Genomic DNA, 23466 nt, shown 5'->3' with positions numbered 1-23466 from the left:
TTGGCGTGCCGCGCGTTGCCGATACAGTTGGCCGATGCGGCTTGCCGGTTGACGGTACGGACGTAAGCTAGGGCCGCGACGCGTTGGGGTGGGAGTTACAAGTGTGACGGGATTTGAATGGACTCGCTGATCACGGCGGCAGCGCTGGCGCTGGCGGCGGGTGATCCGCTCGGCGCGCTCGACCGCGTTGCCTTGCGTGACGATGCGCCAGCGCTGGCCTTGCGGGGCATCGCCATGGCGCAGCTCGGCGAATTCGATCGCGCCAAGGCATTGTTGCGGCGGGCCGCGCGTGGCTTTGGCCCCAAGGAAGCAGTGGCGCGCGCCCGCTGCGTCGTCGCCGAGGCCGAGATCGCGCTGGTCTCGCGTGACCTCGGCTGGCCGGCCAAGGCGCTCGATGCCGCCCGCGCGACACTGGAAAAGCATGGCGACCGGCTGAACGCCGCGCATGCCGGGCATCTCAAGGTGCGGCGCCTGCTGCTGATCGGCCGCCTCGACGAGGCCGAGCAGGTGCTGGCGGAACTCGATCCCGCGCCACTGCCGCCGGCCGCGCGCGCAGCACACGAGCTGGCCGTCGCCGGCATCGCGATGCGGCGCCTCAGGACCAGAACCGCGCGCACGGCGCTGGAATGGGCGCGCCACGCTGCCCGCCAGGCCGGCATTCCCGGCCTCATGGCGGAAGTCGACAGCGCCTTCCTGGCACTGGACACGCCGGCGGCCCGGCTGATCGCACAGGGCGAGGAGCGCCCGCTGCTGCTTGCGGAAGTCGAGGCGCTGCAGGCGTCGCCGGCGCTGGTCGTCGACACGTTTCGCTATGTCGCGCGCCGGGAGGAAACGACTGTCACGCTGGCAACGCGCCCGGTTCTGTTTGCCCTGGTGCGTGCGCTCGCCGAGGCGTGGCCAGGCGATGTGTCGAGGGCGACGCTTATCGCACAGGCCTTCGGCGGCAAGCATGCCGATGAATCGCACCGCGCGCGGCTGCGGGTCGAGATCGGCCGGCTGCGCGCCGAACTTCGGCCGCTGGCCGACATCGGCGCGACCAGCCGTGGCTTTGCGCTGGCGCCGCGCCCGCCCGGCGCGGTGGCGGTGCTGGCGCGGCCGATCGAGGAGCGGCACGCTTCGGTGCTGGCATTCCTCGCCGACGGCGAGGCCTGGGCGAGCTCGGCGCTGGCGCTGGCGCTTGGCGCGGGACAGCGCAGTGTGCAGCGTGCGCTTGAACAACTGGCCAAGGCCGGCAAGGTGCAGTCGTTCGGTCACGGGCGGGCGCGCCGCTGGATGACGCCGCCGTTGGTGGGATTCACGACGACCTTGTTACTCCCTGCCCCGCTGCCGAATGGCTAGAGCATGTTCGGGTATGATGGAAATCCTGGCGAGGACAAAGACATGAAACATTCAGCGGCCGAAATCCTGCGCGAATACGGACCCTTTCCGGGCGTGGATAGTGTTGCCGGGGTCAGCTTCGACGGGGAGAACGTGTGGTTCGCCTCGGGCGACAGGCTGAACGCCTTCGACCCCGAGAGCGGAAAGATGCTGCGCTCCATCGATGTCGCCGCGCATGCCGGCACCGCCTATGACGGCCAGCATCTATTCCAGCTTGCGGGGGATCGCATCCAGAAGATCGATCCCGACAACGGCCAGGTGCTGTCAACCATTCCCGCACCCGGCGGCGGCGGCTCCGGGTTGACCTGGGCCGAAGGCACGCTCTGGATGGGGCAGCACCGCGCGCGCAAGATCCACCAGATCGACCCCGAAACAGGGGCAGTCCTGCGCACCATCGAATCCAACCGCTTCGTCACCGGCGTGACCTGGGTTGACGGCGAGCTGTGGCACGCCACCTGGGAAGGCGATGAGAGCGATTTGCGCCGTGTCGACCCACAAACAGGCAAGGTGCTGGAGAAGCTCGACATGCCCGTGGGCATGGGCGTTTCCGGACTCGAATCTGACGGCGGCGACCGCCTCTTTTGCGGCAGCGGGAAGGCGGGTGTGGTCCGCGCGGTGCGGCGGCCGAGATGAGGCGCCGGCGAGGAGCGCCACTTGTCTCACGGCATGCCTTGAATTGCGAAGGTCGGCGCCGCCCCTCATCGCCCTGCCGGGCTCCCCGTATAGTGACGGGGAGAAGGGGGCTGGCCGCGACCTTGGCTCCATATTCCGCAACGTTTGTAGTTGGCGAAATCATCCGCGCGAGCGTTCCTTCTCCCCGTTCACAGGGAGAAGATGCCGGCAGGCACATGAGGGGCAGCGCGGCGGCTGAGGATGAAGCGGCAACATCCGTGACACGCACTCGCATCGGGCAATTTGTCCGCCGCGACTGGCCGTTGCCCGATGTCGTGCCTAGATAGGCTGTGCACTGGGGGGACCTCCCGCCCCCATATTTCAGAAGGACGTGCACATGCCCTTGCAGATAGAATTGAACGACGGCGCCATCATCCCCCAGATCGGCCTTGGCGTGTGGCAGGTCGACCCCAACGTGACGGCGAAGGTCGTGGGCTGGGGCATCGAGGCCGGCTACCGGCTGATCGACACCGCCGAAGGCTACAACAACGAGGAAGGTGTCGGCGAAGCGATCCGCTCCGCCGGCGTGCCGCGCGGCGACCTGTTCATCACCTCGAAACTGCGCAACGGCGCCCATAAGCGCGACGCCGCCCTCAAGGCTTTCGACGACACGATGTCCAAGCTCGGCATCGACCAGATCGACCTGTTCCTGATCCACTGGCCGGTGCCCAGCCAGGACCGATATGTCGAGGCATGGAAGACGCTCATCGAACTGAAGAAGGACGGCCGCATCAAGTCGATCGGCGTATCCAACTTCAACCGCGACCATCTGGAGCGGATCATCGGCGAGACCGGCGAGACACCGGTGGTCAACCAGATCGAGCTGCATCCTCGGCTTCAGCAGCGCGACCTCCGGGATTTTCATGCCAAGCATGACATCCACACCGAAAGCTGGAGCCCGCTGGGCTCGGGCCGGCTGCTGACCGATGCGGCCATCGCAGCCATCGCGAAGAAATACGGCAAGTCCGTCGCGCAGACCATCATCCGCTGGCATCTTCAGGAAGGGCTGATCGTCATTCCGAAGTCCGTCCACCAAGACCGCATCGCCGCCAATCTCGATGTCTCCGATTTCGAACTGACGGCAGCCGACATGTCGACCATTCGCGGCATGGATTCACGCGACGGCCGCACGGGCCCGGATCCGGCGACGGCTGCGTTTCTGTTTTGAACAGCGAACAGCTCCATCCCGATTCCATCGGGATGGAGGCTCTGGCCTCTCCAGGCTGCCAGTCCCGGCCGGGCTATTTTTTCGATTCGACCAGGATCACAAGCGATTCCGGCACGACGCCATCATGCGCCATGGCATCCGCGGCTTTCTGGCTGGTCATGGCCGCCGCCAGCGCATCCATATCCGGAACGTCCATCATCAGGGCCACCCGGGTCGGGTTCTGCGGATCGACAAATGTGCGGATGTTGGTCACCCCGAGTGCCCCGAACAGCTCCGCGCGCTTGGGTGAATTGAGCCAGTGCTTGGCGTCCTTGGTGATGTTGTGGTGGCCGATGACTGTTGGCATAGCGTCCTCCTAAAGGTGGCGCCGACGGTCGAATTCCTCGGCCTGATGGCGCGATCAACCTGCGCGGCCAGTGAGCGCCGTTTCCACCGGGCTGTCAATTAGAGATCGCTCATGCATCAGCAACGGACGTGCAAGTCACGGGCATCGCGGGACCGCCGTCTGAAGGGTACGGCGGCGCCGCACCCGGAGCGTGAAAATACGAGCTAAATCCCCGAACCGTCCAGCTGCTGGCTGTCCTCCCCCTGCCATGGAGAGGGCAGCGAACCCCTGCTGATATTGGCGGACGGAAGCGGCATCCAGCACTTCAACTCCGGGTCCGCGTATTCGATCACCCGTCCCGGCGACGAGTCGGACGCCCGCCATCCCTCGCTGGCAAACTGGTCGGCGCGCGACCAGTAGGCAAGGTCGACTTCGGCGGGCCCCTGCTCGGACGGCCGGACCGTGACAAGAATCCGGCTGCCATCCCTCGGCGCCGTCGACATGTGGCGCCACCGTTCGGGCTCGTCCATCGCATTTCCTCCTGCAGTCGGCTCTCGCAGGATAGTCGCCTCGCGCGCGGGGGCGGTCAACCCGAACTTTCTTCCGCGAACAGCCTGTCGTCGGCGGCCGGTCTTCTCAATCCGGCAAGCTGATCATCACGGCGCCGGCTTCCACTTTTGCCGGATAGGTGCCGAGGTTGATGCAAGGCGGCAGGCGCCTGGCTTCGCCGGTGCGGTAGTCGAACGCACCGGCATGCTTGGGGCATTCGATTTCGTAATCCATGACCAGCCCGTCGGCGAGATGGACGGCTTCGTGCGTGCACAGGCCGTCGGTGCAGAACACCTCGTCGTCCGGTGAGCGGAAGACCGCGTAGGTCTTGCCGCCCTGATCGAAACGCAAGGCGCCCTCCTGTTCGATGTCGTCTAGGCTGCAAGCCCTGATCCAGCTGGACATTTTTCTCCCCCATCAATTCTGGCCCGTCAATTCCGGTTCCGGGACGGCCATGACGACCACCCCGGAGGACTCGGTCCTGGGATCAGTTCTTGTTCAGATACGCGTCCATGTTGGCGGGCGTGACCAACTCGAACGGCACATAGACGACACGGTCGACCTTCTCGCCCTTGGCGAGCGCGATTGCCGCGTCGACGCCACCGCCGCCTTGCGCCTTGGCGTTCTGGAACACCGTCACCGCGAGGTCGCCCGCCTTCATCGCCTGCAAGCCATCCGGCGTGGCGTCGACGCCGCCGACGACGACATTCTTCATGTCGACGCCGTTGGCCTTGAGCGCCAGGATCGCGCCGATGGCCGATTCGTCATTGTTGGCGAGCACCGCATCGGGCGCCGGCCCGGCCGTCAGCCAGTTGGTCATCAGGTTCTGTGCGTTGTCGCGCGACCATTCGGACGACTGCTTGTCGACGACCTTGATGAAGTTGCACATATCGGTGCCGAACACCTGCTCGACGTCCTTCGTCCGCTGCAGCGCCGCCTGATGGACCAGGCTGCCCATGACGATGTAGGCCTTGGCGCCAGCCGACTTGCCCTTGGCGCGCAGCATCTTGCACACTTCGAAGGCCGCGAGCGTTCCGGACTCGACCTCGTTCGATCCGACATAAACCTGTTTTGCCGGAAGGTTCTTCATGTCGTTGGGCTCGAGATTGACGAAGACCAGCGGGATGCCGGCCTTCGCGGCCTCCTCGCTCAGCGTCCTGGACGCATTCGTGTCGACCAGCGTGACGACGATGGCGTCGACGCCACTGGCGATGAAATTCTTCACCTGGTCAAGCTGCTTGGCAACGTCGTTCTGCGCATCCTCGACCTGGATGCCGACGCCCTTTTCCTTGGCCCGGTCCTGCATGCCGTGCATCAGCAGCGTCTGGAAATTGTTGTCGAAGTTGACGATGCTGACGCCGATCTTCTGGGCCATGGCGCCAGTCGACATCATGGTCGCCAACGCCGCCGAGAACAGAAGTCTCTTCATGGATTTCCTCCCTGGAACGGAGTGCCGGCTCACCCCTTTTTCTGGAATACCGGCCCTTGCGGGATGCTTGATGGATTGGCGCGTGAACGCGTTCACCTGGCTGCGTTGGCGCGCGCCTTCTTCTTTTCGTAGCGGGCCTGCATGCGCTCCTCGCCTTCCTTGCCGCCGTCGTGGAAAGTGCCCAGCCACTTGTCGAACGGGATCAGGCCGTCGCCGTAGTTCACCTCGAAATATTTGTGGTGGAGGTAGTGGATGTAGGCGTGGCTATCGACGGCGGCATTGTCGCCGACCTCGACCTTGTCGAAGCCGACATGGCCGGGAATGGCGCCGAAGCCCGCAAGGTGGAGCTGGTAAAGCGCCAGGATCGGGTTCGACGGGATGACCAGATGCCACAGCGCGACACCAAGATAACCGAGTTGCTCCACGGGGTGCATCGCCAGCGACGACCAGGGCGACGGGTTCACCGAATTGTGGTGGACCGAATGCACCCATCTGTAGAGCGGCGGCCAGTGGATCGCCCTGTGCAGCAGGAAGAAATGGGTTTCGTGGATGATCGGCACCACCAGCGCCAGGCAAAACAGGTACAGGGGGTGCTCGGCAAAGCCGAGCCACGGCACATAGCCATTGGCGTAGGCATGGAGGATGGCGACCTGGATCGCGGTCCAGATCGGCATGCCTGTGCCGAAGGTGCGCAGCATGTTGTCGATGTTCTGGCTCTCGAAGAAGAAGGCCTTGCTCTTCTGCTCCGACGGCCATTTACCGTTGTATTTGAAGCGATTGCCCTGTGACCGCAGGATGTAGAGCCGCAGTTCGAAAGCGCCGAAGAACAGGAGAAGCGCGGCACAGTTGACAAGGAAGAGCTTGAGGATCCAGCCCCAGGCCAGCGTCTTCATCACCTCGACATCGGGCAGCACGAAGTGCCACCAGACAACCGCCGAAACAGCGAACAGCAAATTGTAGGGCAGGAAGTAGTGCGGCAGCCACTTCAGGACTTTGAGCGGCTGGGGCGGCCAGGCAAACAGCGGCGCGGTTTCCGCCGGCTCATTGGGAGCCCAGTCGCCGCGCTTGTTGCGCTTGCCATATTTCAGGTCGTCCATCGCGGCCTCACAGGGACTGGGAAAGGGTCAGCAAGCGATCGAAGGCGGCATCGTCCATGTCGACCCGGTGCTCCGCTGCGGGATAGCTGCCGTCAGCCACCTCGCCCGCGAAGGCGCGGAACGCCGCGATCCGCTTTGACTGCAGTTCGGCTTCCAGCGCGATGAAGTCGGCATAGCGCCTGGAATGGCGGGGGTAATGACCGGAATGCGTGCCAAGCACGTCGCTGGAAAACAGATATTGCGTATCGCAGGCCGAGCCGCAGCCCATGCCCATGGTGATCATCGGCGTGGCGCTGGTGATGTGGTCGGCGAGCCGGACCGGCACGACCTCCACCTCGACGCAGGCGGCCCCCGCATTCTCCAGATCCTTCACCGCGCGCAGCACCCTCAGCGCCTCCTCGGCGGTCTTGCCGATGGCGCGGAAATTCGTCCAGGTCGCGAGGTTCGGCACCAGGCCGACATGGCCGGTCACCGGAATGCCTTCGGCCGCCATCGCCTCGATGAAGCGCGGCGAATGCGAGCAATAAACAGCGTCGGCGCCGCGCCGCATGATGGCGAAGCCGAGCCGCACCGCCTCGTCAGGCGAAGCAACCGCGCCGTGCGGCATGCCGACGGAGACGAAGGCATGGGGCGCCATGGCGCGGATGGCTTCGAGATTGTGGTCGGGTTCGCAGGACAGGATGGCGATGTCGCAAGCGACCGCGGCCGCTGCCTCGGCCGGCGTGTCGACGTGAAGCTGCAGCCATTTGCGGCGGCCCTTCAGGCTCTTCAGGTCATATACGGTCAGCCGTCTTGTCAAAGCGCGTCCCCACATTCGCGGCCGGCATAGCACCGCGACTGGTGGAGGGCCGCTTGTTCCTTGATCAAATCAGATCAGAGATTCTCGGCCGTGAAGGTGACGAAGCGTATCGGTGGGTTCTCGATGGGCAGGTCATGCAAGCCCAGCCGCGCCAGGACCAGATCGATCGAACGGCGCGCCTGCGCCTCGGGCGCCTGGTCGAGCACGACGTCCATTGTCCCCTCGCGCAGCGCGGCGGTGCTGCGCTCGGTCAGTTCATGGCCGACGAAGAAGATGTCGCGGCTGCGCGGATGACGCCGCAGAAGCTGGTTGAGCGACCCATTGCCGCCGCCGGCATTGTAGAAGCCGACGAGATCGGGCCGCCGCCGCAGCGTCTCATCGAGAAGATCAGCGCTTCGGCGTCCGTCATCATGGCCAAACAGCAGTTCGGTGAAAGTGAGGTCCTCACGCGGATGCTCGGCGAGATAGTCGGAAAAGCCGCGAATGCGGTCGCGGTGCACCTGGTAGATCTGGCTGTGGCACAAGGCGGCAATGCTGCCCGGCCGCTGCTGCATGCCGCGCATCAGATGCGCCGCCATGCGCCCGGCGGCGTAATTGTCGATGCCGACATAATCGGCCTTCGAACCGGCGATCCGGGTCACGATCTGCACCGTGGGAAGGCCCTGGGCCTCGACTTCGGCAAGTGCCGCGCAGATCGACGGATGGTCTGGAACCGCGAGGATCAGGCCGCCCCGGCGCGCGCCCGGCTCGCGGATCCGCCGCGCGACGGCCTGGGCATCTCCCTCGTCGAGGAACGTCCTGTGCACCGCAATGGTCCGGTCCAGGGTCGCGGCGATGCGCTCGAAGGCGCGGGAGAGACGGGAGAAGAAGGTCGAGTCCGGGCGAACCAGGATGACCTCGATCCGGATGATCCCTCGATGCGCGTCGGGCAGCCGGCGGGGATAGTCGAGCGTTCGCGCCGCCGCCACCACCTTTTCCACGGTTTCGGGCCTGACGCCGCCCCTGCCGTTGAGGACGCGTTCGACCGTAGCCGTGCCAACTCCGGCGCGGCGAGCGATGTCGGCAAAGGTCGGCTTGGAGATGGCGCCCTCTCTGATCAAATTCGATCAGTCTAGCTGTTATCTCGTTTCTTGCCAGTTTCCAGTATGCCCTGCATCGCCCGCGAGCCGCGCGCCAGAAGCGCACGGAGTTCGCGGCCGGACGGCCCTGCCTGTGCCGGGCCTTGCAGGCAGCGCTACGCCGGCTGCAACTCCCGGCGCGGCAGTGGCGGGAAGGCAATCGCAATGCCCGCCGCGCCCAGCCCGATGATGGCCGAGCCGATGAACAGCCAAGAATAGCTGGCATAGGCATCGAACACCATGCCGCCGGCGAGCGGCCCGAAGGCCATGCCGAGGCTGGACAGCATGGTCGCCGCGCCAAACACCGTGCCGAGGATGCGCTGCCCGAAATACTCGCGCGCCAGCACCGCGTAGAGCGGCATCACGCCGCCATAGGTGGCGCCGAAGATGACGGCCAGCATGTAGAAATGCTCGAGCTGGCGCACGCCAAGATAGGCGGCGATGACCACGGCCTGTATGGCCAGACCGGCGACCAGCACCGGCTTGACGCCCAGCCGGTCGGCGAGCACGCCGTAGAGCAGCCGGCCTCCCAGCCCCGCCAGGCCCTCGACGCTATAGATCGTAACAGCCGCCATGGGCGCCACCCCGCACAGCATGGCATAGCTGACCATGTGGAAGATCGGCCCCGAATGCGCGGCGCAGCAGGCAAAAAAGGTGAGGCCCAGAATGATGAATTGCGGCGAGCGCAACGCCTGCCCCACCGACATATCAGCCCCCTCGGCGACCGGCTCCGGGTCGGCGGCGTCAGTGACAGGCTTGGGCGGCTGACGCACCAGAAACATCACCGGTATCAGCAGCACCCAGGCCATCACGCCGATGTCGAACATGGCGGTGCGCCAGTCATAGGCCGAGATCAGCCAGCGCGCGAAGGGCGAGATGGTCATAGGCGCGACACCCATGCCGGCCGAGACCAGCGACACGGCGAGGCCGCGGTTGGTGTCGAACCAGCCGGTGGTCAGCGCGATCATCGGCGCGAAGAAGGAACTCGCGGCAAGACCAACCAGCACGCCATAGGTGAGCTGAAACGACAGCAGCGAGCCGGCCCGGCTTGCCAGCACCAGCGCCAGCCCGAGCATGACCGCGCCGATCATGACGACGGGGCGCGCCAAGGCGGTCGTAGATCGCACCCCAGACGAAGCCACCGACGCCCATCACCAGGAAATTCAGCGTCATGGCACTCGAAATGCCGGTGCGCGACCAGTTGGTGTCGAGTGCCATTGGCTCGAGGAAGATCGCCAGCGAAAACATCGCGCCCAGCGCGACACAGGTCATCACGGCGCCGGCGGCGACGATGACCCAACGATAGGGAAGGCTCATGCTTTTCTCCCGAATTGGTGTCCGCACGGCGCGACGACTTGCAGCTTCACCACGCCGGTTGCGCTCCAAGGACGCTCAAACGAATCCCACTCCGACAATCCGGTTGCATTTTTTATCCAGTCGCCGCGAAAGTCCATCCGGGCGGCAACGCGCCCTTGCGCGCCATGGCTCACACGACCGGCGCGTAGCGGTTCACCACCATGCCGCAGGCATAGGCCTTCGAGCCGAGCAGACCCAGTTTCGAGAAACTGCTGGCGTCGAATATCCGGAGGCCGTCGCCAAGCACCGCCGGATTGATGAACAGCTGGAACTCGTCCACGAGCCCGGCGGCGATCAGCGCCGATGCAAAGCCCGCGCCGCCGAAGACGGCGATGTCTCCCTGCCCGGCGGCCTTCAGCGCCCCGGCTTTCAGCACCTTGACCTCATCCGGCAGGTTTCCGCTGACAACCGTCGTTCGTTCCCACCGCGATGCCTTGAGCCTGTCTGTTGGCACCACCTTGCTTGCATCGACGATGCGTTGCGCGAATGCATAGAAGCTGTCTGCTCGATAATTCTTGGCGGCCTTGCCCCAATGGGTCAGGTACCCCTCCTCCGCCATCTTGCGGCTGAGCAATATGGTGTCGATGCCGCCGAACACGGCGTTGAAATCCTGCTTCAACGCATCGTCCCACGGGCAATCGCCGCCCCAGTTCCAGAGCTGCCAGTCATGATCGGCATGGGCGCCGACAAAGCCGTCGACCGACATCTGCATCTGCAGGATGAGCTTTCTCATTGTGTCACCTTTCCCGGAGCGACCGAGGCGATTAATGGTTTACAATTGGAACTATTGATCCCAGCCAAAAACGGTGTCAATAGTAAAGTGATTTAAAAATGGAACCACTGAGATGTCGACCACGGGAAAATCCGGCTGTCCCATCAACCTGACGCTTGAATTGCTCGGCGACCGCTGGACGCTGCTGATCATCCGCGACCTGGTTTTCGCGGGAAAGAAGCACTTCCGGGAGCTCCTGCAATCCGACGAAGGCATCTCCTCGCGCACGCTGGCCGAGCGGCTGCAGACCTTGCAGGACGAAGGCATCATCACCCGAAGCAGCGATCCCAGCCACAAGCTCAAGGCGATCTACCGACTGACAGAAGCCGGGATAGACCTGCTGCCGGTGCTGGCGACGTTGGGCGCCTGGGGAGCCAGGCACCGCAAGGCCGACGCCGATCTGGCTGATGTCGCCAATGAGCTTGCGGCTGGCGGCGAGCCGGCGCTGGAAGCCATGAAGGCAAGGCTACACACAGAGCATATTGTCCAGGTTCAGGACTGATTGATCCAAGCCTGCACCACGGCTGGACTGCGGCGGCGGATGTGGTAAACGGCGGGCATGGACAATTTTCGCGCCCTGCCGATTATTCCCACCATTCCTTGAATGGTGGGTTAGCGCGCGTCCTTTTTCCATATGATGCAACCCGCCCCCCGAGGCGGGTTTTTTGTTTTCCGTCTCGCGGGCGCAACCGGAGACGGAAATGTCAGATCATGAATTGAAACAGCTTATCGAAGCCGCCGATCGAGCGATCACGGCTGAAGATTTCGAGGCGTTGATGGGCTTCTACGCCGAAGACGCAACGCTGGTTGTGAAGCCGGGACTCAACGCGACGGGCAAGGCGCAAATCCACAGGGCTTTCGTGGCAATCGCCGATCACTTCAATCACCAGATCAAGGTCAGGCAGGGCGCCATGAAGGTGATCGAGGGCGGCGACTCCGCCCTTGTCATCATGGAGACCGTCCTGGACACGGTCGATGCCCACGGCATCCAGGGCTCCATCGTGAGACGGGCGACCTATGTTTTCCGCAAGGATGCCCACGGAAAATGGCTTTGCGTCATCGACAATTCCTACGGCACCGCCCTGCTCGACGCATAGGGAGCGGCTGGGAAACGCGAGGCAACCGGCATTGGAGGGTGCGGAAACCAGGAAAGGCTGCTGGCCGCGCCTTGACAAACAATGGAGTTGTTCTCTATTTGTTCCAGTCTGTCAGCAACCTCGAATATGCGGTTCGCCTCTTTGGGCCGCCGCAAGTGGACGGTCGGCATGGAAACGACAGCCACCGTCCTGCACGCCGATCTCGACGCCTTCTATGCCTCGGTCGAGCAGTTGCTCGACCCGTCACTCAGGGGCAAGCCGATCGCCGTCGGCGGCGGGGTGGTGCTCGCCGCCTCCTATGAGGCCAGGGCCTTTGGTGTGCGCGGCGGCATGCCGGGGCGCAAGGCGCGCGAGCTTTGCCCGCGAATGATCTTCGTCGGCGGCAATTTCAGCGAATACCAGCGGCTGGGCGACGCCGCCATAAAGGTGCTCGACGATTTCACACCGCTGGTCGAGCGCATCTCCATCGACGAGGCCTTTGCCGATGTCGCCGGCTGCACCCATCTGTTCGGTCCGCCGGCCGAGATCGCCACCACCATTCGCCGCCGCGTACGCGACGAGCTCGGCCTGCCGATCTCGATCGGCGTCGCCCGCACCAAGCATCTCGCCAAGATCGCCTCGCAAGTGGCAAAACCCGACGGGTTGGTGGTCGTCGATCCCGGCACCGAGCTTGAATTCCTTCACGAATTGCCGGTCGGGCTGATGTGGGGCGTGGGCCCGGTGACCAGGGCCAGGCTCGCCGAAATCGGCGTCGAGACCATCGGCCAGTTGGCCAAGACGCACAGCGGCGCGCTGCAGCGCCTGCTCGGTCCGGCCGCTGGCGAAAAGCTCGCGGCACTTGCCTGGAATCGTGACCCGCGAAAGCTTGAGACGCATCGCCGCGCGCGCTCGGCCGGCGCCCAGTCGGCGCTGGGCAGCAAGCCGGCCGTGGAGAGCGTCTTTGTGCCGACGCTGCTGCATCTGGCCGACCGCGTCGCCAGCCGGCTGCGCGCCAAGGCGCGGCCCGGCCGCACGGTCACGGTGCGCGTGCGCTTCGCCGATCTCAGCGCCGTCACCCGCTCGATCACGCTGGACCAGCCGATTTCGGCAACCGCCATGCTGGCCGAGATCGCCGAGGATCTGGTGCGCGGCGTGCTCGCCGCCCATCCCCGCGAAAGGACGATTTCGCTCCTGGCGATTTCCGTCTCGCATCTGGAGGAAAGTGCCGAACTGCAACTGGAATTGCCGCTCGGTCTTGGCGACGAAAGGCGAAGGCCGGGCACTAAACAAGGCCTCGCGCGCTTCGGCGCCGACCTCGCCATCGACAAGATCCGCGAACGCTTCGGCAAGCAGGCCGTCGGCTACGGCACGGTGGCGCTGGAAGCCGCACGATCGGTCCCCGACGCATTCAGGGAACTGGCGGAGAAGGAACTGTGAAGCACCGTGCGGCTAATGCATGTCGCCCAAGAGTGCACCGGTTTGGGGACAACGGCAGGCATAAAAACGGGACCTGAGGCGCGTCGCATGAAACCGTTCATACGCGGTGCGCTTCAGCGGCTCAGGCGCATCCAGGCGCATCGAGGATCAGCAGCATGACCCAATGGACGGCTGGAAGCCCGTAAGATAGAAGCGATGAGACCGCCACCGACCAAGACAGGCTTTCCGAAAATGGAGCTTCCGCTCACCGACGGTCTGCTCCCAGACTATCCCTGCGACCAACGCATGGTTCTGTTGTTCGTGGCAAGCGTCGTTTTGCTTAGCTGCCTTTGTGCTTTGGCCTTTTGGCTTACCATGCTGATTCCCCTCCCGGAAACGACCTTGGGGGGAAGCGTCCCTGGAGGAAGATATTCAGCCCGGCTGGCCGAAAATCAGGGTCTTGATTCCAGCGTAAAAGGAGCCAGGTCGGCGCCCATAGGACTATTTGCGCTTGCTATTCTCATAGCGTCAGTCGTCGTCTCTTTTTCTCATTCCAAAATCCACGTCGTTGCCACTGACACATCGATAATCGGCACCAGCTGTCATATGGCCAGCACCTATAGAGACGTGTTCAACCGCGCTACGGCCGAGATCACCTATCGGTACCGATATGGCAAGCATCACAACCGCAGCGACTGGCTGGAGGTCAGCCAGGAAGGCAACAAGCCGCTGAGGATATGGTTGCGACACAACCCCTATCTGAACAACCTGTCGCAAGTCGCGCCAGCCGCGACCCACGCATATCTTGATCAGATTCAAGCGGATGGCGAGAGCATGCCAGCTGGCTTTTCCCGGTGAAGAGCGTCGAGGAAAAGTGTGAAACGGTTTTCCGTCGGGAATTGCGTCAAAACAACAGATAGAGCGGTTCTGCTTTTCTGTGAATGACGAACCGCTATAAGAATGAAGCGGTGATCAAACGCCCATCTTGAATTCGTTGCGCGAATTGTGGCTGTTCACCCAACCCCGCTGAAGCGGCACCTCGACGGCCAGGACAAGACTCAACGCCAGCCCAGGGCCGGCGCGACATGGGTCAGGATGGCCTCGATGATATGCGCGTTGTAGTCGACGCCGAGTTGGTTGGGGACGGTCAACAGCAGCGTATCGGCTTCCGCGATGGCCTCATCCTCAGCCAGTTCCTTGATCAGCACGTCCGGCTCGGCGGCATAGTTGCGGCCGAAGATCGCCCTCGTATTCTCCTCTATGAAACCGATCTGGTCGCTACTCTGTCCGCCCCGGCCAAAATAGGCGCGGTCGCGATCGTCAACCAGCGCGAAGATGCTGCGGCTGACCGAGACACGCGGCTGGCGCTCGTGGCCCGCAGCCTTCCAGGCCTCGCGGTAGAGCCGGATCTGTTCGGCCTGCTGGATGTGGAACGGCTTGCCGCTTTCGTCGAATTTCAGCGTCGAGCTCTGCAGGTTCATGCCGAGCTTCGCCGCCCATTCGGCGGTGGCGTTGGTGGCAGCGCCCCACCAGATCCGCTCGCGCAGGCCCTCCGAATGCGGCTCGAGGCGCAACAGCCCGGGCGGGTTGGGAAACATCGGTCGCGGGTTGGGCTGCGCGAACCCCTCGCCGCGCAGCACGTCCAGGAATACTTCCGCATGGTGTCGGGCCATGTCGGCGTCGGTCTGCCCTTCCGCTGGGGCGTAGCCGAAATGTTTCCAGCCATCGATCACCTGTTCGGGCGATCCCCGGCTGATGCCGAGTTGCAGGCGCCCGCCGGCGATGAGATCGGCGGCGCCGGCATCCTCGGCCATGTACATCGGATTCTCGTAGCGCATGTCGATGACGGCGGTGCCGATCTCGATGCGGCTGGTCTTCGCACCCACCGCCGCCAGCAACGGGAATGGCGAGCCGAGTTGGCGGGCGAAGTGGTGCACGCGAAAATAGGCGCCGTCCGCACCCAGCTGTTCCGCCGCGACGGCGAGCTCGATGGATTGCAGCAGCGCGTCGGACGCCGAACGCGTTTGCGACTGGGCGGAGGGCGTCCAGTGCCCGAAAGACAAAAAGCCGATCTTCTTCATGGCGTGGATTTAGCACGTAAGGCCAATGCCACAATGCAATAAAGATACGAATGTCCTGCGTGGCTGATGCCCATGGCCTCCGGATCGGACCACGAGTTCGGGCTGATGGCGAGACACCGCGCTACCCAGCTGGACCGGCGGACTTTCCTGGCTACAGCATGCGCCGCAGCACTCCGTCCCTAAGGAACAGGTGGTGCCAAAGGGCCGCCAGGACATGCAGGCTGAGGATCGCGTACAAGCAATAGGCGCCATACTCATGGATTTGGGCGGCGGTTTTCTCCAGCGGCTTGTCGAGCGGCAGGAAGTCAGGCCACTGGAAGAACCCAAACCATGGCAGGTCATGGCCGCCGGCCGCGGAGGTGGTGTAGCCAGCGAGCGGCATCAGGATCATCAGCACGTAAAGCAGGATATGCGTGCAGCGCGCGGCATAATGAATGAACGTGCCAAGCGGCGGCCGATTTGCAGGTTCACCGAAAGAAAACCTGAGTGGCAGGCGGATCGCGATCAAGACAAGTGCCGTCATGCCGAGCGACTTGTGCACGTCGAGCAAGGCGCGGCGGAGCGCTGTACCCTGCTCGAGATACGAGCAATAAAGGCCGATGACGAGCGCTGAAATGACGACAATAGCCATCAGCCAGTGCAAGACGCGCTGAGACGGCCGGTACCGCGGTGTTGGCGTATCCGAGGCGGCCTCGGTAACAGTGGACATGGGATTCTCCGGTGATCTTGGCGCGATGTGCCCATGGCGATCAGTCGGAATATGGTTGATTTGAGGGCTTGCCCGTTCACCTCTTTGCGAGCAGGTCGGCGCACAAGGGTAGTCGGCGATGGCTCTCGATGAATGCAGTCGCCGGACCAGACCTATGTCGCGTCTGGCTAGGCATGGTCATATCGGCTGCCAGCTTTGCTCCGGTCGCCTTCGCCACAAGCGGCACGGATCGCCTCGCGCAATTCCTCGCCGGCGATCGGCTTGTGCAGGATGCGGCTACCGCTGGCGCTGACCTCCTTGAGACGCGAGGGCGAGGTGTCGCCGGTGACGATGATCGACGGCACGGCGCGGCCGAGATGGGCGCGGAGTGCCCTGACCGCCTCCAGCCCTGTGGCACCCTCACCCAGGCGGTAGTCGGCGATGATCAGGTCGACTGGCGCCTCGCCCACCGCCAGCGCCTCAGCATGGACCCGCAGCACCTCCGCAGCCGAGCGGCCGGCATGGACGCGGTGCCCCTCCAGGCCGAGCAGCAGCACCATGGCGTCGAGCACATCCGTCTCGTCCTCCACCACCATGATGCCGGCGGCGATGTTCGCCTGCGGTACCGCATCACGCGGCGGGGCAAACTGTAGGGCCTCGGCTTGCGCTATCGTGATGGAAAACATCGAGCCGCGTCCGGGCACCGACACCAGTTTCAGCGGATGGCCGAGCAACCCGGCTGTGCGGCGCACGATGGCAAGGCCCAGCCCCAGTCCTTGCGTGCGGTCGCGCGCCGGATTCTGCAATTGGACGAATTCCTCGAACACCAGCGCCTGCTGGTCGGCGGCAATGCCCGGTCCCGTATCCAGAACCTGGATTTCGACCAGTCCGCCGCGCCGGCGGACCCCGAGCAGGACGCCGCCCTCCCTGGTGTAGCGAAAGGCGTTCGACAGCAGGTTGTTCAGGATGCGCTTCAGCATCATCGGATCGCTGTCGACCTTGAGATCGCTGTCGACCACCCGCCAGCCGAGGCCGCGCTGCTTGGCCTCGGCGGCGAACTCGTGGCTGAGATCGCCGAACAGTTCGCGTAGCCGCACTGTTTCATTGGCGACCGTGACGATGCCAGCGTCGAGCTTTGAGATGTCGAGCAGCGCGTTGAGCAGGCCGCTGAGGTTGCCGACCACGGATTTCGCTCGGGCCGCCAGGTCGCGCGCCTCGCCCGAGGGCACGTTGCCGCGCTGCCCCAGCACCGCCAGCGTCGACACCAGCAGGCTCAACGCATGGATAGGCTGGCGCAGATCATGGCTGGCCGCCGCCAGGAAGCGCGTCTTGGCGCGGTCGGCGCTCTGCGCCCGGTCGCGCTCTTCCTGCAGGTGCTCCACCAGGCGCTCATTCTCCAGCCGCAGGCTGACGGTTTCGCGCAGCATGCGGTAAGTGATGCGGCAATAGTAGAAGTTGATCGCCACCAGCGCGCCCAGCAGGAACAGGAACGGGCCGGAAATCTCGCTGTCGATCGTCAGGCACCGCACGGCGATCGGCACCACGGTGGCCAGGATCGAGCCGAACAGGGCCGGCGGAAAGGCCGACAGCGACGGCACCGTGCCGCAGACCAGGCCGGTCAGCACGATGACCGTGAAGGACAGCACGATGGGCGCCTCCGGCACGAAGCCGACCCAGCCGAGCCCGCCCCACAACAGGCCCGACACCCAGGAAAAGCCAGCCGCCAGCCAGGCCCAGCGCAGGATGGCCTCGGGCGCCCATTCGCGGCCGAGGAAGCGGCGCGACGCCAGCACTCGGATGGCGGTCAAAATGTAGAGTGTGCCGAGCCACACGGCCAGCCAGGTGGGCGAAACCGCTGATCTCAGCACATAAACAGCCGCCAGCGAGATGACGATGTTGGAGATGACCACGCCATAGGAATTGCGATACAGAAGTTCGACCAGCGCCTCGCGTATCTTGTCTTCCTGCATCGAATCTTCCTGGTTATCCCGCGCAATCGTCGGGTTGTATGGTTGATCTAGCGGCAACTTGTTTCCCATATGTTGGCGAACATGGAATCAATGATAAGATGAGCCGCCCGCTCACCGCCATCCTCGCCGATGACCATGCCATCGTGCGCGAGGGGCTGAAGCTGCTGATCTCGGCGATGGAAAACGTCTCCGTGGTCGCCGAGGCGGCGGATGGACAGGCGCTGCTGGAACAGATCAGCGGCACCCGCGCCGACCTGCTGATCCTCGACCTCGGCATGCCCGGCGTCACCGGCGTCCACTTCATTTCCGACATCAAGGCGCTATCGCCGCGCATGAAGATCCTGGTGCTGACGGCCAACGTCGAGCCAAGGACGGTGCGCGCCGCGCTGGAGGCCGGCGCCAGCGCTTATCTCACCAAGGACGGCGACCCCGAGGAACTGGGTGCCGCCATCGAAGCAGTGAAGACAGGCGCGACCTATCTGGCGCGCAGCGTTCGCTTCGCTGTCAGCGAGCTGGACCGCCGGCCGCCGGCGGTCCAGGAGATTCTGTCGCCAGTGCCGCTGACGCGGCGCGAGCGCGAGATCCTGGCGCTGGTGGCGCAAGGCATGACCGCGCGCGACACCGCCGGGCGCTTGGGCATTAGCCCCCTCACCGCCCGCAAGCACCGCGAAAACCTGTTGCGAAAGCTCAATCTCCACAGCGCCGCCGAACTGACCGCCTACGCGGTTCGCCTGGGGTTGCCCGCCGGCTGACCTCCAGCAATTCCAGGAAAGTGTGAAACCGTTTTCAGTCCGGAATTGCGTCAAGACAAGCGGCGGCCGCCCGTAACATCCCCTTAACCATCCCCAGACTAGCGCCACGGACGCGCGATCCAAATACGCCATCCGCCGTATGTCTTCACCCCAGGCCTGAGCCTATTCCTCCCAGCGTTCGATCATACGGGAGGAACCGTCATGCCGTCGCTGGACCTTTGGATTCCGTTCGCCATCGCAACGCTCGCCTTTGCCTGCATGCCCGGGCCGGCGATCCTCTACATGACCGCGCAGACGCTGGCGCATGGCCGCCAAGCAGGGTTCATGGCCGCGCTTGGCGTCCATCTCGGCTGCTATGTGCACATCGCCGCCGCCACGATCGGCCTCGCATCGCTGGTCGAGCAGGCGCCGGGAGTCTATGCGGCGCTCCGGCTTGCGGGTGCTGCCTATCTGATCTGGCTGGGCATCGTCATGTTCCTGGGCTGGAACAAGACGAGCAAGGATACCGGCAACCCCAGCGCGACAACCTTTCGCGACAGCATCGTGGTCGAGGTCCTCAACCCGAAGACGGCGCTGTTCTTCCTGACCTTCCTGCCGCAATTCGTCGACCCGACGGCCACGGTTCCGCTCTGGCTGCAGTTCCTGGTGCTGGGCGTCTTCGTCAATCTCGTCTTCTCGATGGCCGACATGGCCGCCGTCAGCATCGCCTCGCTGGCGCTTGCCTGGTTCCCCGGCAGCGGCTCCGGATGGCTGGTGCCCAGGACCTGCGGCTCGATCCTGGTCGGGCTCGGCGTGGCGCTGGTCAGCCACCAGATCTGAGGCCCGGACCATGAAATGCACACCCCCACGGGCAGGCTTCCGCTCTGTTCGATCGCCCGTCCCGATGCGCTGAACTACGCCATCTGGCGTATTGCCGACAGCACCCGGTCACGGCAGTTTCGCTCCATCTTTTCAGAGAATTCCGTCTTTCATTTCATATTTCGCATGCGGTGCCGATGTTGCCGCAAGGTTGCCTCGGAGTTACCCCATGAACATTCGAAATCGCGATGCGCGCCATGTCACGGCGCTGCTTTTGTCGACCGCGCTTTGCGGCGGTTTTCCTGGCATCGCCGGCGCGCAGACAGCCGGCGATCCGACCAATCCACAGACGTGGAAAACGCCGGAATATCTGGCGCAATGGGGCCTGGAGACGATCCACGCCGCCGATGCCTATGCCAAGGGCGTCGACGGCAGCGGTGTACTGGTGGGCGTGGTCGATTCCGGCGTCACTCCCGGCATTCGGGAACTCATTGGGCAGGTCGCCGGCGGCCACGACTATGTGACCGGGTCGCCGGTCGCCGTCGATCCCATCGGCCACGGCACCGGGGTCGCATCGATCATCGCCGGCAATCGTGATGGTATCGGCATGCATGGCGTCGCGCCGGGCGCCAAGATCGTCAATGCGCGTATCTTCGACAGCGACGGCTTCCTTGCCCTGGACGATGCCATCATCGGTCAGGCCTGGTCCGGCCTTCTGGATCAGGGCGTGCGTATCATCAACAACAGCTGGGGCGATGAAAACCCGATAACCGATTCCACCGTCGCGGAAATCGAGCGGGATATACCTAACCAGCTTGCCGCGTCGCGCGCCGCGGTGGACCGGGGCGCGTTGATGATCTTCGGCAACGGCAACGAATACCGCGATCAGCCTAGCGTCGAAGCGGGTTTGCCATATCTCTTTCCGGAACTCGAGCGCGGCTGGCTTGCGGTCACTGCCGTCGGCCCCGGCTACATCCCGGACTACGCGAACCGGTGCGGCATCGCTATGAACTGGTGCCTGGCTGCTCCCGGCGGCGGCGACTGGGAGTTCGACGAGGAACATCCGGAAGACCCGATCCTGGTCGCCGCGCCGGATGGCGCGGCTATGCCCTGGTCAACGGCACGTCCGTCGCCGTGCCGCATGTGGCGGGAGCGGCCGCGCTGGTCGCGCAGATGTTTCCCTACATGACGATGGACCAGGTGCGCCAGGTGCTGCTCGGGACGGCGCGCGATATCGGCGCGCCGGGCGTCGACGAGGTTTTTGGCTACGGCCTGCTCGATGTCGGCAAGGCTGTTCTCGGTCCGGGCACGTTTGACTGGGGCGATTTCAACGCCGTCATCGACGAGGGCGAGAGTGTCTGGGAAAACGACATCACGGGTGCTGGCGGGCTGATCAAATCCGGCAATGGCGCCCTTATTCTCACGGGTGACAGTACCTATCTCGGCGACACCCGCATCGCCGGCGGCGTGCTGGCCATCGGCGGCTCCATTGCATCGCAAACCTTTGTCGATGCGGACGGCACGCTTGCCGGCACCGGAACGATCTTCGGCGATGTCGACAATCGCGGCGCGCTGTATGCCGGCTGGAACCGCGACGGCGGCACGCTGACCATCGACGGCAACTATCGCCAGCGCGAAAACTCCTGGCTGGTCGTGCGACTCGGTGCGCCCAATGGCACCAGCCGTCTCGACGTCACCGGCACGGCCACGATCGAGGGCGGAGCGGTCGATATCGGCTTGGAGCCCGGCGGCTATCGTGGCGATGGCCGCCACACGATCCTGTCCGCCGATGGCGGCGTCACCGGACAGTTCGCGGATGTCTGCAACTGCTACGCCTTCCTCGATTTCGACCTCGCCTACGATCTGACGAATGTCTATCTCGACGTTGCGCGCAACAGCGTCGCCTTCGCCGATGTCGCCACCACCCGCAATGGCGCCGCGGTCGCGGGCGGCATCGAAAGCCTCGGCGTGAACAGCCTCTACTACGGCATCATCACGACCCTGAGCACCGAGGAAGCGGCCGTCGCCTTCAACCAGCTTACCGGCGAGATCCATCCCTCGCTGGCCGGGACGCTTATCACGCAGAGCAGCCTCCTCAACGATGCGGCTTCGTCGCGCCTTCGCGCCGCCTTCGCCGACAAGGGGGCTCCGGCGCTGCCGGTGATGGCCTATGGTCCGGACGGGCCGAGCCTCGCGCCCGCCACGACCGATCGTTTCGCGGTCTGGAGCCAGGTGATTGGCGCCCGCGGCGAACGCCAGGAGACGGACAATGCGGCAGGGCTGGAGCATTCCGTCGGCGGCATGCTGTTCGGCGCCGACGCGGCGGTGGGCGACGCATGGCGGCTGGGCGTGCTCAGCGGCTACAGCCACACCTCGTTCGAGAGCCAGCCGACATCCTCGTCGGGCTCCTCGAAGAATATCCATCTCGGCCTTTATGCCGGTGCCGAATGGGGCGCCATCGCCCTGCGCACGGGTGCCGCCTACACCTGGCACGATATCGACACGCGGCGCACGCCCCGGTTCAGCAGCTATTTCTACGATTTCGACGGCGAACTGGCGGCCGGCTACGGCGCGGGCACCGCGCAGGCCTTCGGCGAACTCGGCTACCGCCTGTCCGCCGGCGATCTCCGGCTCGAGCCCTTCGCCGGACTGGCGCATGCGCGCTTCAGAGCGGCTGGCTTTGCCGAAACAGGCAGCGGGATGGCGCTCGTCTCCGCGCCGTCGACCACCGATGTCACCTTCACGACACTCGGCCTGCATGGCGCCACCGACTTCAGCCTTGGCGAACTCGGCGCGACCGCTCGTGGCATGCTGGGCTGGCGTCACGCCTTCGGCGACACCACGCCGACCTCTCGCTTTGCCTTCGCCGGCGGCACGCCGTTCGACATCGAGGGCCTGCCGATCGCCGGCGATGTGCTGGCGCTCGAGGCCGGCTTTGATCTCGCGATCGCACCATCGGCGAAGCTCGGGTTCTCTTATGCCGGCCAGTTCGCCAGCGATGCCCAGGATCATGGCTTCAGCGGCGATCTGAAGGTGAAATTCTGACGAGGCCTACTCCGGCGACGGCACGGGCGGTTTCGTCGTCACCGCCGCGCCGAAGGCGGCGGCGATCACCGCCGCGATGCCGGCGCATTGCAGCCCACTCAGCACCTCGTGCAGGAACAGAAAACCCATCAGCGCGCCGAGCGCCGGCTCCAGGCAGGTCAGCGTTCCATAGAGCCGCGCCGGCATTCGGGTGAGCGCGGCCATCTCCAGTGAAAACGGCAAGGCGCTGGAGAACAGGCCGACGATGACGGCGCTGATGAGGATCGACGGCGCGACAAGTGCCGAGCCCGCCTGCGCCACGCCGGCAGCACCAGCACGGCGGCAATGGCGATGCCCCAGGCCGTGGTCTGCCCGCCGAGTTCCGCGCCCGCCTTCTGCGCGAACACGATGTAGAGCGCCCAGCAGCCTCCCGCCGCCAGCGCCAGCATCACCCCGGTCGGGTCGATCGCTCCGTTTGAATGGACGAAGGGCGACAGCAGCAGGATGCCGGCGACAGCCAGCGCGATCCAGGCAAAGTCGCTGGCGCGCCGGGAGGCAAGCGTCGCCACCAGCAGCGGACCGGAAAATTCCAGCGCCACCGCGATGCCCAGCGGAATGGTTGATAGAGCCGCGTAAAACAGGAGATTCATCGCCGCCAGCGTGACGCCATAAGCGGCGAGCCATGGCCAGACGGCGCGCGATGGCCTGACCCGCCACGGCCGCAGCACCGCCGCCAGCATCAGCGCGCCGACCACAAGCCGCAACGTCGTCGTGCCCTGCGCGCCGACCAGCGGAAACAGGCCCTTGGCGAAGGCGGCACCGATCTGGATCGACACCATGGCGCCAAGCAGCGCGGTGATCGGCAAGGCTTTCGCCGCGGAAACTGGCTTGGCGGCCGGCGTCGATGTCATGACTTCCTCCCGCCGCGAGCCGATGCCCGGCGGCATGGATGGCAGATAGGGTCAACGGGCCCGCCTGTCGTGAGGCAGCGGCGATGGC

24 protein-coding genes and 1 pseudogene are annotated in these 23466 nt (G+C 64.7%); 12 read left to right on the top strand and 13 right to left on the bottom strand.

From position 1 onward, the window contains the following. Positions 1-117: 117 nt before the first annotated feature. The 3 genes from LGH82_RS30845 (at position 118) to LGH82_RS30835 (ending at position 3217) form a co-directional block, all read left to right on the top strand. Complete coding sequence (locus LGH82_RS30845; RefSeq protein ID WP_227346298.1) at positions 118-1338, top strand: helix-turn-helix domain-containing protein; 1221 nt, start codon at positions 118-120, stop codon at positions 1336-1338. 42 nt (positions 1339-1380) lie between these two features. Beyond that, positions 1381-2010, top strand: a complete 630-nt coding sequence (locus LGH82_RS30840) for a PQQ-binding-like beta-propeller repeat protein (protein WP_227346297.1) — start codon at positions 1381-1383, stop codon at positions 2008-2010. 376 nt (positions 2011-2386) lie between these two features. Further along, the gene (locus LGH82_RS30835; protein ID WP_227346296.1) at positions 2387-3217 is read left to right on the top strand and encodes an aldo/keto reductase; all 831 of its coding nucleotides are present in this window, start codon (positions 2387-2389) and stop codon (positions 3215-3217) included. A gap of 73 nt (positions 3218-3290) precedes the next feature. Here LGH82_RS30835 and LGH82_RS30830 read toward each other — a convergent pair whose 3' ends face one another. The 8 genes from LGH82_RS30830 to LGH82_RS30795 all read right to left on the bottom strand — a co-directional run bounded on the left by LGH82_RS30830 (position 3291) and on the right by LGH82_RS30795 (position 9643). Continuing rightward, positions 3291-3563 carry a hypothetical protein gene (locus LGH82_RS30830; RefSeq protein WP_227346295.1) on the bottom strand — a complete coding sequence of 91 codons (273 nt, stop codon included), beginning with the start codon at positions 3561-3563 and terminating at the stop codon, positions 3291-3293. A 203-nt stretch (positions 3564-3766) separates the two neighbouring features. Beyond that, the gene (locus LGH82_RS30825) at positions 3767-4072 is read right to left on the bottom strand and encodes a hypothetical protein (RefSeq protein ID WP_227346294.1); all 306 of its coding nucleotides are present in this window, start codon (positions 4070-4072) and stop codon (positions 3767-3769) included. 106 nt (positions 4073-4178) lie between these two features. After that, positions 4179-4496: a MocE family 2Fe-2S type ferredoxin gene (locus tag LGH82_RS30820; protein WP_227346293.1), complete on the bottom strand. Its 318-nt coding sequence runs from the start codon at positions 4494-4496 to the stop codon at positions 4179-4181. 82 nt (positions 4497-4578) lie between these two features. Further along, a complete protein-coding gene (locus tag LGH82_RS30815; protein WP_227346285.1) occupies positions 4579-5520 on the bottom strand; it encodes a sugar ABC transporter substrate-binding protein in 942 nt (313 codons plus the stop codon). 92 nt (positions 5521-5612) lie between these two features. Further along, the gene (locus tag LGH82_RS30810) at positions 5613-6617 is read right to left on the bottom strand and encodes a sterol desaturase family protein (RefSeq protein WP_227346283.1); all 1005 of its coding nucleotides are present in this window, start codon (positions 6615-6617) and stop codon (positions 5613-5615) included. 7 nt (positions 6618-6624) lie between these two features. Beyond that, entirely contained in the window at positions 6625-7416 is a 792-nt protein-coding gene (locus LGH82_RS30805) for a 3-methyl-2-oxobutanoate hydroxymethyltransferase (protein WP_227346282.1), read from the bottom strand. Positions 7417-7490: 74 nt separating this feature from the next. Continuing rightward, a complete protein-coding gene (locus LGH82_RS30800; protein WP_227349735.1) occupies positions 7491-8498 on the bottom strand; it encodes a LacI family DNA-binding transcriptional regulator in 1008 nt (335 codons plus the stop codon). Positions 8499-8650: 152 nt separating this feature from the next. Further along, complete coding sequence (locus LGH82_RS30795; RefSeq protein WP_413771410.1) at positions 8651-9643, bottom strand: MFS transporter; 993 nt, start codon at positions 9641-9643, stop codon at positions 8651-8653. A gap of 62 nt (positions 9644-9705) precedes the next feature. On the opposite strand from LGH82_RS30795, the gene LGH82_RS33785 reads away from it, so the two are divergent. Next, positions 9706-9840: a hypothetical protein gene (locus LGH82_RS33785; RefSeq protein ID WP_413771409.1), complete on the top strand. Its 135-nt coding sequence runs from the start codon at positions 9706-9708 to the stop codon at positions 9838-9840. 180 nt (positions 9841-10020) lie between these two features. Here LGH82_RS33785 and LGH82_RS30790 read toward each other — a convergent pair whose 3' ends face one another. Continuing rightward, positions 10021-10623, bottom strand: coding sequence for a dihydrofolate reductase family protein (locus tag LGH82_RS30790; protein WP_227346281.1), 603 nt, complete (start codon positions 10621-10623; stop codon positions 10021-10023). A gap of 112 nt (positions 10624-10735) precedes the next feature. Between LGH82_RS30790 and LGH82_RS30785 the strand changes: the two genes are divergently transcribed. The 4 genes from LGH82_RS30785 to LGH82_RS30770 all read left to right on the top strand — a co-directional run bounded on the left by LGH82_RS30785 (position 10736) and on the right by LGH82_RS30770 (position 14012). Then, the gene (locus tag LGH82_RS30785; RefSeq protein WP_227346279.1) at positions 10736-11164 is read left to right on the top strand and encodes a winged helix-turn-helix transcriptional regulator; all 429 of its coding nucleotides are present in this window, start codon (positions 10736-10738) and stop codon (positions 11162-11164) included. 199 nt (positions 11165-11363) lie between these two features. Next, complete coding sequence (locus LGH82_RS30780; RefSeq protein WP_227346278.1) at positions 11364-11759, top strand: YybH family protein; 396 nt, start codon at positions 11364-11366, stop codon at positions 11757-11759. Between the two features lie 168 nt (positions 11760-11927). Then, positions 11928-13175, top strand: a complete 1248-nt coding sequence (gene dinB, locus LGH82_RS30775) for a DNA polymerase IV (protein WP_227346277.1) — start codon at positions 11928-11930, stop codon at positions 13173-13175. A gap of 231 nt (positions 13176-13406) precedes the next feature. Beyond that, entirely contained in the window at positions 13407-14012 is a 606-nt protein-coding gene (locus tag LGH82_RS30770; protein ID WP_227346276.1) for a hypothetical protein, read from the top strand. A 200-nt stretch (positions 14013-14212) separates the two neighbouring features. Here LGH82_RS30770 and LGH82_RS30765 read toward each other — a convergent pair whose 3' ends face one another. The 3 genes from LGH82_RS30765 to LGH82_RS30755 all read right to left on the bottom strand — a co-directional run bounded on the left by LGH82_RS30765 (position 14213) and on the right by LGH82_RS30755 (position 17893). Further along, positions 14213-15235: an LLM class flavin-dependent oxidoreductase gene (locus tag LGH82_RS30765; RefSeq protein ID WP_227346275.1), complete on the bottom strand. Its 1023-nt coding sequence runs from the start codon at positions 15233-15235 to the stop codon at positions 14213-14215. A 151-nt stretch (positions 15236-15386) separates the two neighbouring features. Next, positions 15387-15944 carry a cytochrome b gene (locus LGH82_RS30760; RefSeq protein ID WP_227346274.1) on the bottom strand — a complete coding sequence of 186 codons (558 nt, stop codon included), beginning with the start codon at positions 15942-15944 and terminating at the stop codon, positions 15387-15389. Between the two features lie 167 nt (positions 15945-16111). Further along, positions 16112-17893 (bottom strand): ATP-binding protein, encoded by a 1782-nt coding sequence (locus LGH82_RS30755; protein ID WP_227346273.1) that lies wholly within the window; start codon positions 17891-17893, stop codon positions 16112-16114. A gap of 98 nt (positions 17894-17991) precedes the next feature. Between LGH82_RS30755 and LGH82_RS30750 the strand changes: the two genes are divergently transcribed. The 4 genes from LGH82_RS30750 to LGH82_RS30735 all read left to right on the top strand — a co-directional run bounded on the left by LGH82_RS30750 (position 17992) and on the right by LGH82_RS30735 (position 22488). Beyond that, positions 17992-18645 (top strand): response regulator, encoded by a 654-nt coding sequence (locus LGH82_RS30750; RefSeq protein ID WP_227346272.1) that lies wholly within the window; start codon positions 17992-17994, stop codon positions 18643-18645. A gap of 201 nt (positions 18646-18846) precedes the next feature. Then, complete coding sequence (locus LGH82_RS30745; RefSeq protein WP_227346271.1) at positions 18847-19464, top strand: LysE family translocator; 618 nt, start codon at positions 18847-18849, stop codon at positions 19462-19464. 208 nt (positions 19465-19672) lie between these two features. After that, complete coding sequence (locus LGH82_RS30740) at positions 19673-20632, top strand: S8 family peptidase (RefSeq protein ID WP_264484344.1); 960 nt, start codon at positions 19673-19675, stop codon at positions 20630-20632. After that, positions 20587-22488: an autotransporter domain-containing protein gene (locus LGH82_RS30735; protein WP_264484343.1), complete on the top strand. Its 1902-nt coding sequence runs from the start codon at positions 20587-20589 to the stop codon at positions 22486-22488. Before LGH82_RS30740 ends, LGH82_RS30735 begins: the two co-directional genes overlap by 46 nt. Before the next feature lie 6 nt (positions 22489-22494). Here the strand turns inward: LGH82_RS30735 and LGH82_RS30730 are convergent. Then, positions 22495-23378 (bottom strand): annotated as a pseudogene (locus tag LGH82_RS30730) (EamA family transporter). Positions 23379-23466 lie beyond the last annotated feature (88 nt).

It is taken from the genome of Mesorhizobium sp. PAMC28654 (assembly GCF_020616515.1).
In the GTDB taxonomy this organism is placed as follows: Bacteria; Pseudomonadota; Alphaproteobacteria; order Rhizobiales; family Rhizobiaceae; genus Mesorhizobium.
The sequence above is the reverse complement of the archived record's forward strand: the minus strand, read 5'-3'. Positions and strand labels throughout refer to the sequence as shown.